Source organism: Pedococcus sp. P2_E4, from assembly GCF_056403935.1.
In genome coordinates this window covers 21581-35910 of the sequence record NZ_JBFUEO010000009.1, presented here as the reverse complement: position 1 = coordinate 35910, position 14330 = coordinate 21581, and the positions used below count along the sequence as shown (strand labels likewise).

General features: G+C 71.5%; 15 protein-coding genes. 7 read left to right on the top strand and 8 right to left on the bottom strand.

Annotated elements, in window-relative coordinates; genetic code table 11:
- Positions 1 to 175 precede the first annotated feature (175 nt).
- Positions 176 to 1048: a bifunctional methylenetetrahydrofolate dehydrogenase/methenyltetrahydrofolate cyclohydrolase gene (locus tag AC1DV7_RS06655; protein WP_477595816.1), complete on the top strand. Its 873-nt coding sequence runs from the start codon at positions 176 to 178 to the stop codon at positions 1046 to 1048.
- Positions 1049 to 1052: 4 nt separating this feature from the next.
- Entirely contained in the window at positions 1053 to 1322 is a 270-nt protein-coding gene (locus AC1DV7_RS06650; RefSeq protein ID WP_477595815.1) for a DUF3017 domain-containing protein, read from the top strand.
- Positions 1323 to 1416: 94 nt separating this feature from the next.
- Here AC1DV7_RS06650 and AC1DV7_RS06645 read toward each other — a convergent pair whose 3' ends face one another.
- Complete coding sequence (locus AC1DV7_RS06645; protein WP_477595813.1) at positions 1417 to 2409, bottom strand: malate dehydrogenase; 993 nt, start codon at positions 2407 to 2409, stop codon at positions 1417 to 1419.
- A gap of 119 nt (positions 2410 to 2528) precedes the next feature.
- Here AC1DV7_RS06645 and AC1DV7_RS06640 point away from each other — a divergent pair, with 119 nt between their 5' ends.
- Positions 2529 to 3545: a GNAT family N-acetyltransferase gene (locus tag AC1DV7_RS06640; RefSeq protein WP_477595811.1), complete on the top strand. Its 1017-nt coding sequence runs from the start codon at positions 2529 to 2531 to the stop codon at positions 3543 to 3545.
- Positions 3542 to 3946 (top strand): DUF6855 family protein, encoded by a 405-nt coding sequence (locus tag AC1DV7_RS06635; protein WP_477595809.1) that lies wholly within the window; start codon positions 3542 to 3544, stop codon positions 3944 to 3946. The genes AC1DV7_RS06640 and AC1DV7_RS06635 overlap by 4 nt, the downstream gene beginning before the upstream one ends.
- Positions 3947 to 3980: 34 nt before the next feature.
- Here AC1DV7_RS06635 and AC1DV7_RS06630 read toward each other — a convergent pair whose 3' ends face one another.
- The 3 genes from AC1DV7_RS06630 to aqpZ all read right to left on the bottom strand — a co-directional run bounded on the left by AC1DV7_RS06630 (position 3981) and on the right by aqpZ (position 7763).
- A complete protein-coding gene (locus tag AC1DV7_RS06630; RefSeq protein ID WP_477595807.1) occupies positions 3981 to 4391 on the bottom strand; it encodes a nitroreductase family deazaflavin-dependent oxidoreductase in 411 nt (136 codons plus the stop codon).
- Between the two features lie 118 nt (positions 4392 to 4509).
- Positions 4510 to 6723 (bottom strand): NADP-dependent isocitrate dehydrogenase, encoded by a 2214-nt coding sequence (locus AC1DV7_RS06625; RefSeq protein WP_477595805.1) that lies wholly within the window; start codon positions 6721 to 6723, stop codon positions 4510 to 4512.
- A 248-nt stretch (positions 6724 to 6971) separates the two neighbouring features.
- Positions 6972 to 7763: an aquaporin Z gene (aqpZ, locus tag AC1DV7_RS06620; protein WP_477595803.1), complete on the bottom strand. Its 792-nt coding sequence runs from the start codon at positions 7761 to 7763 to the stop codon at positions 6972 to 6974.
- Positions 7764 to 8042: 279 nt separating this feature from the next.
- Between aqpZ and AC1DV7_RS06615 the strand changes: the two genes are divergently transcribed.
- The gene (locus tag AC1DV7_RS06615) at positions 8043 to 8492 is read left to right on the top strand and encodes a hypothetical protein (RefSeq protein ID WP_477595801.1); all 450 of its coding nucleotides are present in this window, start codon (positions 8043 to 8045) and stop codon (positions 8490 to 8492) included.
- On the opposite strand, the gene AC1DV7_RS06610 is transcribed toward AC1DV7_RS06615, so the two are convergent.
- The 3 genes from AC1DV7_RS06610 to AC1DV7_RS06600 are packed head-to-tail and all read right to left on the bottom strand — an operon-like array spanning position 8485 to position 9864.
- Positions 8485 to 8793, bottom strand: a complete 309-nt coding sequence (locus AC1DV7_RS06610; RefSeq protein ID WP_477595799.1) for a PqqD family protein — start codon at positions 8791 to 8793, stop codon at positions 8485 to 8487. The genes AC1DV7_RS06615 and AC1DV7_RS06610 overlap by 8 nt on opposite strands.
- Positions 8786 to 9046 carry a PqqD family protein gene (locus AC1DV7_RS06605; RefSeq protein WP_477595797.1) on the bottom strand — a complete coding sequence of 87 codons (261 nt, stop codon included), beginning with the start codon at positions 9044 to 9046 and terminating at the stop codon, positions 8786 to 8788. The genes AC1DV7_RS06610 and AC1DV7_RS06605 overlap by 8 nt, the downstream gene beginning before the upstream one ends.
- Positions 9043 to 9864: a hypothetical protein gene (locus AC1DV7_RS06600; protein ID WP_477595795.1), complete on the bottom strand. Its 822-nt coding sequence runs from the start codon at positions 9862 to 9864 to the stop codon at positions 9043 to 9045. The genes AC1DV7_RS06605 and AC1DV7_RS06600 overlap by 4 nt, the downstream gene beginning before the upstream one ends.
- A 71-nt stretch (positions 9865 to 9935) precedes the next feature.
- Here AC1DV7_RS06600 and AC1DV7_RS06595 point away from each other — a divergent pair, with 71 nt between their 5' ends.
- The gene (locus tag AC1DV7_RS06595; protein WP_477595793.1) at positions 9936 to 11558 is read left to right on the top strand and encodes a tyrosine-protein kinase domain-containing protein; all 1623 of its coding nucleotides are present in this window, start codon (positions 9936 to 9938) and stop codon (positions 11556 to 11558) included.
- Between the two features lie 9 nt (positions 11559 to 11567).
- On the opposite strand, the gene AC1DV7_RS06590 is transcribed toward AC1DV7_RS06595, so the two are convergent.
- Complete coding sequence (locus tag AC1DV7_RS06590) at positions 11568 to 13106, bottom strand: S10 family peptidase (protein WP_477595791.1); 1539 nt, start codon at positions 13104 to 13106, stop codon at positions 11568 to 11570.
- 228 nt (positions 13107 to 13334) lie between these two features.
- Here AC1DV7_RS06590 and AC1DV7_RS06585 point away from each other — a divergent pair, with 228 nt between their 5' ends.
- Positions 13335 to 14309, top strand: coding sequence for an NHL repeat-containing protein (locus tag AC1DV7_RS06585; protein WP_477595789.1), 975 nt, complete (start codon positions 13335 to 13337; stop codon positions 14307 to 14309).
- The last annotated feature ends 21 nt before the right edge of the window (positions 14310 to 14330 follow it).

Below are 14330 nucleotides of genomic sequence, written 5' to 3'. Positions count from 1 at the left end.
CTGCATCGTGCGGCTGGTCGACCCTGTGCCGACCGCGAGCCGTCGGACACCTTGCCACGTGTGCCCGTTCTGCGTGGGTTGTTTCCGCATTCCCCGTCCGTGTCGTCGGCCACCTGCGCACCGGACGGCGACGGTGGCGCGGGGACCGCGCACCCGCGTGGCAGGATGGGCGACCGTGACGGCACGCATCCTCGACGGCAAAGCGGTCCTGGCGACCATCAAGGACGAGCTCCGTGGGCGGGTGGACGTCCTGCGCGAGCACGGCGTCGTGCCGGGGCTCGGCACGGTGCTCGTCGGCGACGACCCCGGCAGCCGCTGGTACGTCAACGCCAAGCACAAAGACTGCGAGGAGGTGGGCATCACCTCGATCCGCCGCGACCTGCCCGGCACCGCCACCCAGGCCGAGGTCGAGGCCGTCATCGACGAGCTGAACGCCGACGACACCTGCACCGGCTTCCTCGTGCAGCAGCCGACCGGGCTCGACGAGTTCGCGCTGCTCTCGCGCGTCGACCCGGTCAAGGACGTCGACGGGCTGCACCCCACCAACCTCGGCTGGCTGGTGCTCGGCAAGGAGGCGCCCCTGCCCTGCACGCCGGCCGGATGCATCGAGCTGCTGCGCCGGTTCGACGTGCCGATCGCCGGTGCCCGGGTCGCCCTCGTCGGGCGTGGCATCACCGTCGGCCGTCCGCTCGGCCTCATGCTCACCCGACGCAGCGAGAACGCCACCGTCGTGTTGTGCCACACCGGGACCCGTGACCTCGCCGCGGAGGTGCGCCAGGCTGACATCGTCGTGGCGGCCGCTGGGCAGCCGGGTCTCATCACCGCCGACATGGTCAAGCCCGGCGCCGCGGTGCTCGACGTCGGTGTCAGCCGGATCGTCGCCGAGGACGGTCGCTCCAAGGTCGCGGGAGACGTGGCCGACGACGTCGCCGAAGTGGCCGGGTGGGTCAGCCCCAACCCCGGCGGCGTCGGCCCGATGACGCGCGCCATGCTGCTGTCCAACATCGTGGCCGCGGCGGAGCGCCAGCTCGCCCAGACCTCGGCCTGACTTCGTGACCGCGCCGCGGCTGGGCTGGTGGTGGGTGTCCGCCGTCGTGCTGCTGGCGGGTGCCGCGATCTTCACCACCGGCCAGGTCCGGCTCGCCGGCTACGTCGTCGCGGCCGGACTCGGGCTGGGGGCGTTGCTGCGCCTGGTCCTGCCCTCGGCGCACAGCGGCGGGCTCGGCGTGCGCTCGCGGGGCGTCGACGTCGTGACGATGACGGTGCTGGCGCTCGCGCTGGCCGTCATCACCTACACACTGAACCTCGACCCGCGCCTCTGACCCGCCTGGCCGTCGGTGCCGGCCCGCCGCGCCGACACGACGAAGCGGCCTCCCCACCGGGGACGGCCGCTTCGGCGTATGACGGGCGGCTGGGTCAGCCGAGCAGCCCCAGGCCCTTGACCGCCTCGCGCTCCTCGGCCAGCTCGGCCGTCGAGGCGTCGATCTTGCCGCGCGAGAACTCGTCGATCTCGAGGCCCTCGACGATCGACCAGGCGCCGTCGGTGACGGTCACGGGGAACGAGGAGATGAGGCCCTCGGGCACGCCGTAGGAGCCGTCGGAGACGACCGACATGGACACCCAGTCGCCCTCGGGGGTGCCGAGCGCCCAGTCACGGGCGTGGTCGACCGTGGCCGAGGCCGCAGAGGCAGCCGAGGACGCGCCGCGGGCGTCGATGATGGCGGCGCCCCGCTTGGCGACCGTGGGGATGAACGTGCCGGCCAGCCACTCCTGGTCGCCGACGACCTCGGCGGCGTTGCGGCCGGAGACCTCGGCGTGGAACAGGTCGGGGTACTGCGTCGCCGAGTGGTTGCCCCAGATCGTCATCTTGCGGATCTCGGTCACGGGCACCTGCAGCTTGGCCGCGAGCTGGGAGATCGCGCGGTTGTGGTCGAGGCGCGTCAGCGCGGAGAACCGCTCGCGGGGGATGTCGGGGGCGTTGCTCATGGCGATGAGGGCGTTGGTGTTGGCCGGGTTGCCGGTCACGGTGACGCGGATGTCGTCGGCGGCAACCTTGTTGAGGGCCTTGCCCTGCGGGGCGAAGATGCCGCCGTTGGCCTCGAGCAGGTCGCCTCGCTCCATGCCGGGGCCGCGCGGACGGGCACCCACGAGCAGGGCGTGGTTGACGCCGTCGAAGACGGTCTCGGCGTCGTCGCCGATCTCGACCTTGGCGAGGGTCGGGAACGCGCAGTCGTCGAGCTCCATGACGACACCCTCGAGCGCCTTGAGCGCCGGCGTGATCTCGAGCAGGCGCAGCTCGACGGGGGTGTCGGGGCCGAACAGCGAGCCACTGGCGATGCGGAACAGGAGGCTGTAGCCGATCTGGCCGGCGGCACCGGTGACGGCGACCTTGACGGGGGTAGTGCTCACGGGAGGGCCCTTCACTCTGGGGACTGTGTCGGCGGGCTGGCGGCGGCGGAACCGCACACCTGCGAGCACGACGCTAGCAGGGACACCGTGCCCGCAGACCGGGTGGCTAGGGTCGGCGCATGCCCACTCCCGACTTCGTCCTGAGCCTGCGCGAGCGCGTCGGTCACGACCTGCTGTGGCTGCCCGGCGTGACGGCCGTCGTGCGCAACGAGCGCGGTGAGGTGCTGCTGGCCCGTCGGGCCGACCTCGGCCAGTGGGCGCTGGTCAGCGGCATCCTCGAGCCCGGGGAGCAGCCCGCGGCCGGCGTCCTGCGAGAGATCGAGGAGGAGACCGGCGTGGTGGCGGAGCTGGACTCCCTCAACGCCGTCTGGACCCTGCCGCCGCTCACCTATCCCAACGGCGACCGGGCGCAGTACCTCGACCTCTGCTTCACCGCTCGCCACGTCTCCGGCGAGGCACGGGTCAACGACGACGAGTCGACCGAGGTGGGTTGGTTCGCTCTCGACGCCCTGCCCGACGACCTCATGGAGCGCTCGCGGACCCGGTTGGAGCGAGCCCTCGCCCAGGACGGCCCGGCGTGGTTCGAGGGCCGGCACGCGGCTGATGGCGCGTCGACGGGTCCTGTCCTGGCGTCCTTGCGGGCCGGTGACCGGGCGGTGGTGCTGCGGCGCGCGACGCGCGCCGACCTCCTTGCCGTCGTGGGCCTCATCGCCGACGACCAGCTCGGGGCGACGCGCGAGGATCCAGACGACCTCACGGCATACGAGCGGGCCTTTGCGGCCATCGACGCGGACCCGGCGCAGCTGCTCGTGGTCCTCGACGACGGCGGGACCCCGGTGGGCACGATGCAGCTGACCACCATCCCCGGCCTGTCCCGTGGCGGCTCGACGAGGCTGCAGGTCGAGGCCGTCCGGGTCGCGACCAGCCACCGCGGTCACGGCCTCGGCGAGCAGATGCTCCAGTGGGCGGTCGGGTGGGCCGTCGACCGGGGGTGCTCGCTGGTCCAGCTCACGACCGACAAGTCCCGCGGCGATGCCCACCGGTTCTACCAGCGGTTGGGTTTCACGGCAACGCACGAGGGGTTCAAGATGGTGCTGACGAGCAGCACCTCCGGCCCGACGAGGGAGAAGCGATGAGCGGCACCGGCACCAAGGACGACCCCTGGCAGCTGAAGACGCCTCCCGGCACAGGTGACTACACGATGTACCGCGACGACGCCGCGGAACCGGCACAGCTGGTCTGCCAGGTCGGCTCCACCAAGCTGCTGTACGACGCCCGGGTGGTCGACGACCTGCATGCCTGGCTGCGTGAGCAGGGCGACTGGGTGCCACTGGGCAGTGCCGACGAGCAGAAGCCCGCCAAGGAGGGCACCGTCGAGGCCTGGGGTCGCGCCGAGGACAACCCGGTCGGCGGCTGGTACGGCCTGCGCAAGGGGTATCGGGGCCGGGTGGGGATGTACCTGCCACCGCTGCTCGAGGAGCTCGGACTCGCCGAGGTCGAGCACAACCCGCGCAACAACCGGATGCGAGCCCTCTGACCCGCGCCCGACCGTTGCGGACCACCCGCCTCGCTCAGGCGACGGGGCGCAGCCGGAGCACCGGCATGACACGAGTCGTCCTGGTCTCGTAGTCCCCGAAGCCAGGCCGCTCGGCGACGATGCGCGGCCAGCGCTCTGCGCGCTCGGCGGGGCTGAGCTCCTCCGCGTCGACCGTGAAGGTCCGCGTGCCCACCTCCACCTCGAACCGCGGGTTGGCGACCACGTTGTGGTACCAGTCCGGGTTGGTCGGGGCGCCGCCCTTGGACGCGACAACGAGCATCGAACCGTCGTCCTGCGGGAAGTACACGAGCGGCGTCACCCGCACGGTGCCGCTCCTGGCACCGATGTGGTGCAGCAGGATCATCGGCGCCCCCTGGAAGTAGCCGCCGACCTTGCCCCCGTTGGCGCGGAACTCCGCGACCACACCCTCGTTCCAGTCACTCATGTCCGGTGCAACCCCGTGGCCACGCCCCACATTCCGGGCGAACCGGACGGCTCGCCCCTGGCGACAGGTATGCCGTGTGGTCACCCTCGGCGACCACACGGCATACCAGCGGTGTGGGTCAGCGCAGGCTGGCGAGCACCTCGTTGAACGTCGCGGACGGGCGCATCACTGCAGCCGCCTTGGCGGCGTCGGGCCGGTAGTAGCCGCCGATGTCAGCGGGGTGGCCCTGGACGGCGAGCAGCTCGTCGTTGATCCGGGACTCGTTGTCCCGCAACGCCTTGGCGACCTCGGTGAAGGCTGCGGCAAGCTCGGCGTCCTGCTCCTGCGAGGCGATCTCGTCGGCCCAGAAGTGCGCGAGATAGAAGTGGCTGCCGCGGTTGTCGATCTGGCCGACCTTGCGGGCCGGGCCCTTGTTCTCGTTGAGCAGCCGCTCGGTCGCGCGGTCGAGGGTGTCTGCCAGCACCAGCGCCCGGGCGTTGTCGGTCGTGGTCGCCATGTGGCGCAGGCTCTCGCCGAGGGCGAGGAACTCCCCGAGGCTGTCCCACCGCAGGTAGTTCTCCTGGACGAGCTGCTGGACGTGCTTGGGCGCCGAGCCGCCGGCCCCGGTCTCGAACAGGCCTCCACCGTTCATCAACGGGACGACGGAGAGCATCTTGGCGCTGGTGCCGAGCTCGAGGATCGGGAACAGGTCGGTGTTGTAGTCGCGCAGGACGTTGCCGGTGACCGAGATGGTGTCCTCGCCCTTGCGGATGCGCTCGACCGAGAGCGTCGCCGCGTCGACCGGCGACAGGATCTGCAGGTCGAGTCCCTCGGTGTCGTGCTCGGGCAGGTAGGCGTTGACCTTGGCGATCAGGTTGCGGTCGTGGGCGCGGGACTCGTCGAGCCAGAAGACGGCCGGGGTCCTGGAGGCGCGGGCGCGGGTCACGGCCAGCTTGACCCAGTCGCGGATCGGGGCGTCCTTGGTCTGGCAGGCCCGCCAGATGTCGCCCGGCTGGACCTCGTGCGACATCAGCACCTCGCCGGCGGCGTTGACGACCTGGACGGTGCCTGCCTCCGTGATCTCGAACGTCTTGTCGTGGCTGCCGTACTCCTCGGCCTTCTGGGCCATGAGCCCGACGTTGGGGACCGAGCCCATCGTCGTGGGGTCGTAGGCGCCGTGGGTGCGGCAGTCGTCGATGACCGCCTGGTAGACGCCGGCGTACGAGCTGTCGGGGATGACGGCGAGGGTGTCGGCCTCGGCGCCGTCGGGGCCCCACATGTGGCCGGAGGTGCGGATCATCGCGGGCATCGAGGCGTCGACGATGACGTCGCTGGGGACGTGCAGGTTGGTGATCCCCTTGTCGGAGTTGACCATCGCGAGGCGCGGGCCGTCGGCCAGGCCCTGCTCGATGGCGGACCTGATCTCGGCGCCCTTGTCGCCGAGGGCAGCGAGGCCGTCCAGGATGGAGCCGAGCCCGTTGTTGGCCGACAGCCCGGCAGCATCGAGGTCGGAGCCGTACTGCGCGAAGACCTCGGGGAGGAACGCGCGGACCACGTGCCCGAAGATGGTGGGGTCGGAGACCTTCATCATGGTCGCCTTGAGGTGGACCGAGAACAGCACGCCGTCGGCCTTGGCCCGGGCGACCTGCTCGGCGAGGAACGCGTCGAGGGCGGCGGCACGCATGACCGTGGAGTCGACGACCTCACCCTCGAGGACTGCGAGACCGCTCTTGAGGGTCGTGGTGCCGTCGGCCGTGACCAGCTGGATGGTCAGCGTGTCGTCGGCGGGAAGGACGACGGACTGCTCGTTGGAGCGGAAGTCGTCCTTGCCCATGGTGGCGACCGTGGTCTTGGAGTCACTGCTCCAGGCGCCCATGGAGTGGGGGTGCTTGCGCGCGTAGTTCTTGACGGCCGCGGGCGCCCGACGGTCCGAGTTGCCTTCGCGCAGAACGGGGTTGACGGCGCTGCCCTTGACGCTGTCGTAGCGGGCGCGGGCATCGCGCTCCTCGTCGGTGGTCGGCTCGTCCGGGTAGGCCGGGAGGTCGTAGCCCTGTGACTGGAGCTCGGCGACCGCGGCCTTGAGCTGCGGAACGGAGGCCGACACGTTGGGCAGCTTGATGATGTTGGCCTCGGGCGTCGTCGCCAGGGCCCCCAGCTCGGCGAGGGCGTCGCCGATGCGCTGGTCCTCGGGGAGCAGGTCGTCGAAGGCGGCGATGATGCGACCCGACAGCGAGATGTCGCGCGTCTCGACGTCGACCCCGGCGGTGCCCGCGAACGCCTCGATGACCGGGAGGAACGAGTAGGTCGCCAGCATGGGGGCTTCGTCGGTGAGGGTGTAGATGATCTTGGCCATGGACGCGGCTCTCTCCTGTGGTGTGCGGATGTCGTCGGGTCGTGCGAGGGCGGTCTTCAGGCTATCGGCCGGAGCCGGAGCGAGCCCCTGGGCGGAGATTATCTTGATATCAAGACAATTGCACGACCGCCCACGACGAGAGCCCCGCACCGAGGTGGTGCGGGGGTCTCGTCAGGGGTGCGAGGCGGTGACGGGGCAGGTCTGCCGGCGGTGCACGTATGCCGGGCGGGCCCGCCGCGCGCGACGGCTCACCGGTCGGTGCGCACGTCCTCGTCGGCGATGATCCCGGTGATGTCCTCGTCGCGCCGGTCGACCCCGGTCACGAGGATGTAGGTGGCCCCGGCGATGGCGGCCCCCGCGAGCGGCGCCAGCCAGAAGGCCCACAGCTGCGCGGGGGCGCCGTTGCCGTTGAAGAACGCCACGGCGGTGGAGCGGGCCGGGTTGACCGAGGTGTTGCTGATCGGGATCGAGATGAGGTGGATCAGGGTGAGGGCGAACCCGATGGCGATGGGCGCGAAGCCGACCGGGGCGCGGTCATCGGTGGCTCCGAGGATGACGTAGACGAAGAAGGCCGTGAGGATCGCCTCCGCGCAGAGCACCGCGGCGAGGGAGTAGCCGCCGGGGGAGTGGTCGCCGTAGCCGTTGGCGGCGAGGTTGCCGGTGGCGTCGAAGCCGCTGGCCCCTCGTGCGAGCCCCCACAGGGCCAGGCCGGCGAGCAGGCCGCCGACGACCTGGGCCGCGACGTAGGCGGGGACGTCCCTCCACGGGAAGCGCTTGGCGACCGCCACCCCCACGGTGACCGCGGGGTTGAAGTGGGCGCCCGAGATGTGCCCCACGGCATACGCCATGGTCATCACGCTCAGGCCGAAGGCGAGCGCGACCCCCAGGAAGCCGATCCCCAGCTGGACGCTCTGCCCCGCGACCACGTTGGGCGCGAGGTACTTCGCGGAGAAGACGGCGCTGCCGCAACCACCGAAGACCAGCCAGAAGGTGCCCAGGGCCTCTGCGCGAAGCCTGGAGCTCAGTGCCGGTGTCCGCATTCGACTCTCCTCGAGAACTCGGCGGGCCTGCCTCGGGCCCGCATCGGGACCACTCTTGCGCACCCGCGCCACTTGTACACGTGCGACACGAAACCCAACCTCAGCCGAAAGGACTACCCGGGAGTAGGCGGATACGTCGAATGAACGAGGCGAAACCCGGACAAACACGCCCGCCTCCTTACTATTTCTTTACCAAATGCTGGTGAAGACCAGACCTTTCCCCCTACGTTCAGCACACGAAATCAAACGGGCTCTCGAGTCCGGAAGGGCGGGGCACCCATGGGTGAGCAGGGAAACACGGTCGGGGGCGCAAAGCCGCTGGTCAGCAGGCGAACGGTGGCGCTCGGCGCTGCCTGGACCGTGCCGGTGATCATGGTCGCGACGGCCGCTCCGGCGGCCGCGGCGTCGGGCGCCGGAGGCCGGGCCACGGGGACGGGGTCGATGGTCCACGGAACCTCACAGAACTACACCCTGACCCTGCCGTTCCTGCTCACCGGGCCTCCGGGGACGCAGGTGACGGTGACGATCACCGAGGTGACCACGCAGACCCAGTCGGGCACGGTGCCGTTCACCGTCGTCCCGCAGACGGTCACCCTCACGGTCGGGGGGCAGACGAGCGCGATCTTCGCCCTGCTGCGCGGAGGCAACAACTCAGGCCCGACGGTGCTGGTCAAGTACTCGGTCAACGGAGTGCCCCAGTCCCCGGACCTCGTGGTTCCGGTCAGCTAGGTCGTCCCGTGTCCGGGTTCGCTGGGCGGATGAGCCCGCTCGCCGCGAGCTCGGACAGGAACGCCGCGACGTCGGCCTCTACTTCGGCAGCAGGGATGCCGAAGTCGACGCTGACGTCGGACACCACCTCCTCGGTGGTGCGGGGCGTCTCCAGGGCGTGCCAGACGGCGGCGGCCGGACCTTCGAGGACCAGCGGTCTGGCCCTGGTGGGGTCGTCGAGCACGAGGACGACCACGCGGGAGCCGCTGTCGACCACGGCGACACGGGGGTGTCGTTGCCAGCGGGTGGGGGCCTCAGGCACGTTCGAGCAGTCCCTGCTCGGCGAGCGTGGTGACAGCGGCCTCGGTGGCTGCGTGGGCATCCACCCCTTCGGGGGTGCTGCCGAACTCGGCCAGCAGGGCGCTCGTGAGGTCGTCGAGGTCGGTCCAGTCGGCACAGCGCTCGAGCAGGTGGGTCGCGAGGGCCGAGAGGCGGATCACCTCGCGACCGACCAGCACCACGGACTCCCCGTCCCGCACCACCCGGTCCACGACCGGCAGCCGTCGAGCCCTCACCGGCTCCTCCCGACCAACGAATCCACGACCCCGGCCATGTCGGCCGACTCCCGATAGGTGACCCGATGAAGACCACCGAGCGACTCGCAGAGCGCGGCGACGCGCTGCAGCGGTCGCGGCAGCTCCGGCAGGTGCGAGGTCTGGGGGACCAGGGCGACCAGGCCGTCGAGCGTGGAGAGGGTCTCGACCCGCGGTGGTCCGACGTGGCCGTCGTCGCGGTCCAGGAGGCAGAGGGCGGCCAGGTGGACGTCGCCTTCGACCCGCTGCAGGCCGACCGAGCTGGGCGCGGTCTCGTTCTTGAAGGGGCTGTCGGGACGGCGTCGCACGGACAGGGGCTTGGGGTAGGGACGCACGGTGCCGTCGTCGAGCACGACCGTCGTCTCGTCGGTGACGTACCACCGGCCGGGACCCAGGGTCTGGACGAGCGTCGTCTTGCCCGTGCCGCCCGGGGCCACGAAGGCCGCCGCGGCACCGGTGGCAGGGTCGCCCAGGCAGGCCGCGTGCAGCATGAGGTGGCGACCCTGGCTGGCGTCGATGGCGCTCACGGTGATGCGTTGCGTGAGTACCTGGAGCAGGTCCTCGATGTCGTGGCGGGACACCAGACCCGCCTCGTCGGCAGCGGCGCACACCTGAGGGTCGCTGTCGAGGACGGCCTCGACGACGACGTCCGCGGGGCCACCCGAGCCGGGGGAGCAGAACTCCCACAGGGCCGGGACGCGGTCCACGACAAGCGTGCCGCGGTCACCGCCGACCCGGATCTCGACCCGCACACCGAAGGCATCCACCTGGGTGGCGGGCGCGGGGACGACGAAGGTCACCTGCCGCACAGTAGAGCAACCGCAGCGACGCCGACGTCAGGCGCCGCCACCACGAGGGCCAGGGGGCGACAGTGGAGCTGACCGACTACCTGAGGATCGTGCGCGCCTACTGGCGCGGCATGGTCGTCTTCGTCCTGCTCGGTACCGCCGCGGCCGCGGGCCTGTCCCTGGTCCAGCCGCGGATCTACCAGGCTGACGCCAGTGGCTTCGTCAGCGCCGGCTCCAGCTCCAGCGCGGGCGAGGCGTCCGTGGGCGACATGCTGGCGAAGTCGCGTGCCGCCTCGTACGTCGACCTCGCCCGGTCCCGGGCCACGGCCGTCACGGTGATCGAGGAGCTCGGGCTCCAGGCCGCACCGGCGAGCCTGATCGGCAGGGTCACGGTGACCCAGCCCGTCGACACGGTCCTGATCAAGGTGAGTGCCCGCGACGGCTCACCGCGAGCGGCCCAGCAGCTCGCCGACGCATGGGTCCAGGCCTTGGCGCGGCAGGTCGACAAGGTCGAGAACCCCTCGGGTGCCGCGACGCAGTCGCTGCGCGTCGTCCCGGTCGAGTCCGCGGCGCTGCCCACCACCCCGGTCTCGCCCAACACCGAGCGCAACGTCGGGGTCGGCGTGGTCGGTGGCCTCCTGCTCGGTCTGGCGTATGCCGTGCTGCGCAGCCAGCTCGACCGCAAGATCCGTCGTGCGGACGACCTCGCCCGCCAGTTCGGTGTCACCGTGGCCGCGACCATCCCGGCCAGCCCGGCGATGGTCCGCAAGCGCGGCGACGTCGTGCCCCTCGTCGTCGGCGGCTTGCGCACCAAGGACCCGGTCCACGCGGCCGAGGCGTTCCTCAAGCTGCGCACCAACCTGCAGTTCATGGACATCGACAACCCGCCGCGCGTCATCGTCGTCACCAGCCCGCTGCCCGGCGACGGCAAGTCGACGATCGCGGCGAACCTCGCAGCAGCCCTGTCGATGTCAGACCGTCGCGTCGTCCTGATCGACGGTGACCTGCGCCGCCCCGTGGTGGCGGAGTCCTTCGGCCTCGTCGAGGGCGCCGGCCTGACCGACGTGCTGATCGGCCGGGTCGCGTTCGACGACGTGGCGCAGCAGGTGGCCTCGCTGCCCAACCTCTGGGTGCTCGCGGCCGGTGGGACGCCGCCCAACCCGAGCGAGCTGCTCGGGTCCAAGGCGATGCGCAGGCTCCTCGACCGGCTGGCCGACAGCGGCCACATGGTCATCATCGACGCGCCGCCGCTGCTCCCCGTCACCGACGGCGCGGTCCTCACCGCCGCCGCGGACGGAGCCATCGTCGTGGTGACTGCCGGCCGCACTCTCGACACCCAGCTCGCAGCGGCGCTCGACAGCCTCGACGCCGTGCAGGGCCACACCCTCGGCGTCGTGCTCAACCGGGTCCCGCCGAAGTCGACGGACAGTGGCTACTACGGCGGCTACTACGGCACGGATGCACCCACGCAGCGGGCGAGCGAGCCCACCTCGTCCAGGGAGGCGTCCCACCAGCCCCGGCCATCGTCGTCGCAGCACCTCCGGCCGGTCGAGACGGCCCCGGCTGTCGAGCACGCGCTGGCCGCGGCCGAGGGCGTCAAGGCCGCCCAGCTGGCGCGACAGGGCAGGTCGGCTCGTGGGTCGCGGGGGTTGAACGCCCCGGCCCAGGAGCGGAGCGCCAGGGCCGGGGCGGGCGCCCGGCGCTGACGCGGCTGGTCAGCCGGACGCGACCCCGCTGGACCGGGTCACGAACTCCGCGAGGTCGCGGGACTGCCTGAGCCGGCTCGGTTCGTGCACGTACATCATGTGGCCGGCCTCGTAGTAGTGGTGCTGGATGTCGTCCCGCCGCGAGGCGGGGATGTCCAGGTGGGCGACGACGTCCTCGGCCGCGTAGTGGGGCGTGGCCCCGTCGAAGTAGCCGTAGGCGAGGTGGACCTTGAGGTGCGGGTTTCCGCGCATCGCCCGGGAGAGCTGACCGGTGACGTCGACCGGCTTGGCCTCGAACTCCTTGTAGGACCACTCCTGGTGGGCCACCGAGGAGATCTGGGTGTAGGGCAGGTCGCTCTCGAAGCCCAGCTCCTGGCGCACGTAGTGGTTCCACGCCGCGGCATACGGGCCGGCGATGGCGTCGTGGGAGGGGTCGGCGTCCCACTTCTCCGCGGTCCCCGACGCGAGCGGGCCGGTGAAGCGGGTGTCGAGCCGGCCGACGGCCAGCCGCTCGTCGCGCAGCAGCTCGGTGAAGAACCGCACGTGCTCGATCCGCAGGTTGGCCCGGTCGACGTAGTCCTCGCCGAGGCCGATCAGGGCAGCCAGCCGCCTGACGTGGTCGGCGCGCTCGGCGGGGGTGAGCCGCGACCCGCGTGAGAGGGCCCAGGGATAGTCCCGCTCGGCATACTCCTGCGCCTCGGCGAGCACCGTCCTGAGCGCCTTGCGCCCGTGCTTGCCGTGGAAGTGCGCGGTCGCGGCGTAGGTCGGCAGGTAGTCCGCGTGGGCGCGGTCGTTGCGGAAGTCGAAGTCGATCGTGGCGAAGTCGAGCACCGAGCTGATCAGCATGATCCCGTTGGGGTACAGGCCGTGCACCGACTGGAGGTGCTCGGCGAGAGCGGCCGCCCGGGTGGTGCCATAGGACTCGCCGATGATGAACTTCGGGGAGAGCCAGCGGTTGTTGCGGGTGGTCCACAGCCGGATCAGCTCGCCCACGCTCTCGATGTCGGCCTTGAACCCGTGGAAGTCCTTGGCCTTGCCGCCCTCGACGGCTCGGGAGTAGCCGGTGGACACCGGGTCGATGAACACCAGGTCCGACACCGCGAGCAGCGTCTCGGTGTTGTCGAGCAGGCCGTAGGGCGGAGGGGTGAGGGCGCCGACGTCGCCGGAGTCCACGCGGCGGGGGCCGAGGAGACCCAGGTGGAGCCAGACGGAGCTGGAACCCGGACCGCCGTTGAAGGCGAAGGTGACCGGCCTCTGGCTGCCAGCCGGCGCGTCGAGGACGTAGGCCGTGATGCCCATCTCGGCCTTGGACTGGTGCCCCTTGAAGACCCCGTCCTCGAAGACCTCCTCCCGCAGCACGACGCGCCCTGCGGTCGCGGTGTAGCGCAGGGTCCGACGTCCGACCTTGAGGGCGTGCCTCGTGGTGACGAGGTCGTCCTTGGGCGGGGCGGGGGTCGTCGTGACCGTCGTCGTGTCGGTGGTCGTCGCGGTGGTCGCACCCTCGGCGCGGGCCTCACCGGTCGTCGCCTTCTGCTGCTCGTCAGCCATGCGGGCCACCCTAGTGCGCTGGTGTCAGGGGCGAGACGGAGAATGGTGGGCGCGTCTGATCTCGGCCAACGTCAACGGAATCCGCGCTGCTGCCCGTCGTGGTGGGCTCGAGCCTGTCGTCGGCCCCATGCCGGGCGACCGCCGGGCCTAGTCCAGTTGGCGGATCCCTCGGCAGGGGTCCCGTGATAGCCCGGTGGGAGGCAGGGTCCCCCACCTGAAGAGGTCGCCATGAACCGCATCTCCGCTGTCACCGCCCTGCTGGCCGCCGCCTCGCTGTCCCTCGGCGCCGCTGCCGCTCCCTTCCCTCCGTCGGTGCCCCTGCCGGACGACTTCGCACCGGAGGGGGTCGCGGTCGGGCACGGCAACACCTTCTTCGCCGGCTCCCTGTGGGACGGCGACATCTACACCGGTGACCTGCGCACCGGCGCGGGACGGATCCTGGTGGATCGCCCGCCGCTCGGCCAGGGAGCGAACCCGCCCGGCACCCCGCCGGGGATGCAGGCGGCCGGCATGAAGGTCGCGGGCGACCGGCTCTGGGTCGCCGGAGGTCTGAGCGGCCGGGTCTTCGCGTACGACACGCGGACCGGCGCCACCCTCGCCGACGTCGCGGTGGCTCCGCCCGGAGCGTCCCTGCTCAACGACCTGGTCGTCACGTCCGACGCGGTCTACGTCACCGACTCGTTCACGCCGCGGCTGTTCGTCGTGCCCCTGGGGTCGGGCGGGGCGGTGGGGGCGCCGCACGAGCTCGCCGTCACCGGGCCCGCTGGGGCGAACCTCGGCTTCCCGGGCCTCAACGGCATCGACGCCACGGAGTCCGGCCACCTGCTCGTCGTGGGCCACACGCTCCTCGGCGGCATGTACACCGTGGACCCGGTTTCGGGCACCAGCACCGCGATCGACCTGCCGGCGGGCGCCGTGCCGTCCGGTGTCTCCGACGGCATCCTGCTGCGCGGCAGGACGCTGTGGGTCGTGGAGAACTTCGCCAACCGGGTCGTGGAGCTGGACCTGGCCGCCGACCTGTCCTCGGGGACGCTGGCCCGGGTGACCCAGAGTGACCTGTTCCGGATCCCGACCACGATGGACGTCCAGGGCGACCGGATCGTCGTCGTCAACGCCCGGTTCGACCTGGGCTTCCCGCCTCCGCTCGGCGCGCCTGCGCCGGCCGGGACGGACTACGACGTCGTGCAGGTGCCGGCCCACTGACCCTCGCTCCCATGATCCCTG

Excerpts from the sequence above, each read along its gene's own strand:
- AC1DV7_RS06640 (WP_477595811.1), top strand. The coding sequence starts at position 2,529 with ATGCCCACTCCCGACTTCGTCCTGAGCCTGCGCGAGCGCGTCGGTCAC.
- AC1DV7_RS06635 (WP_477595809.1), top strand. The coding sequence starts at position 3,542 with ATGAGCGGCACCGGCACCAAGGACGACCCCTGGCAGCTGAAGACGCCT.
- AC1DV7_RS06630 (WP_477595807.1), bottom strand. The coding sequence starts at position 4,391 with ATGAGTGACTGGAACGAGGGTGTGGTCGCGGAGTTCCGCGCCAACGGG.
- AC1DV7_RS06625 (WP_477595805.1), bottom strand. The coding sequence starts at position 6,723 with ATGGCCAAGATCATCTACACCCTCACCGACGAAGCCCCCATGCTGGCG.
- aqpZ (WP_477595803.1), bottom strand. The coding sequence starts at position 7,763 with ATGCGGACACCGGCACTGAGCTCCAGGCTTCGCGCAGAGGCCCTGGGC.
- AC1DV7_RS06615 (WP_477595801.1), top strand. The coding sequence starts at position 8,043 with ATGGGTGAGCAGGGAAACACGGTCGGGGGCGCAAAGCCGCTGGTCAGC.
- AC1DV7_RS06590 (WP_477595791.1), bottom strand. The coding sequence starts at position 13,106 with ATGGCTGACGAGCAGCAGAAGGCGACGACCGGTGAGGCCCGCGCCGAG.
- AC1DV7_RS06585 (WP_477595789.1), top strand. The coding sequence starts at position 13,335 with ATGAACCGCATCTCCGCTGTCACCGCCCTGCTGGCCGCCGCCTCGCTG.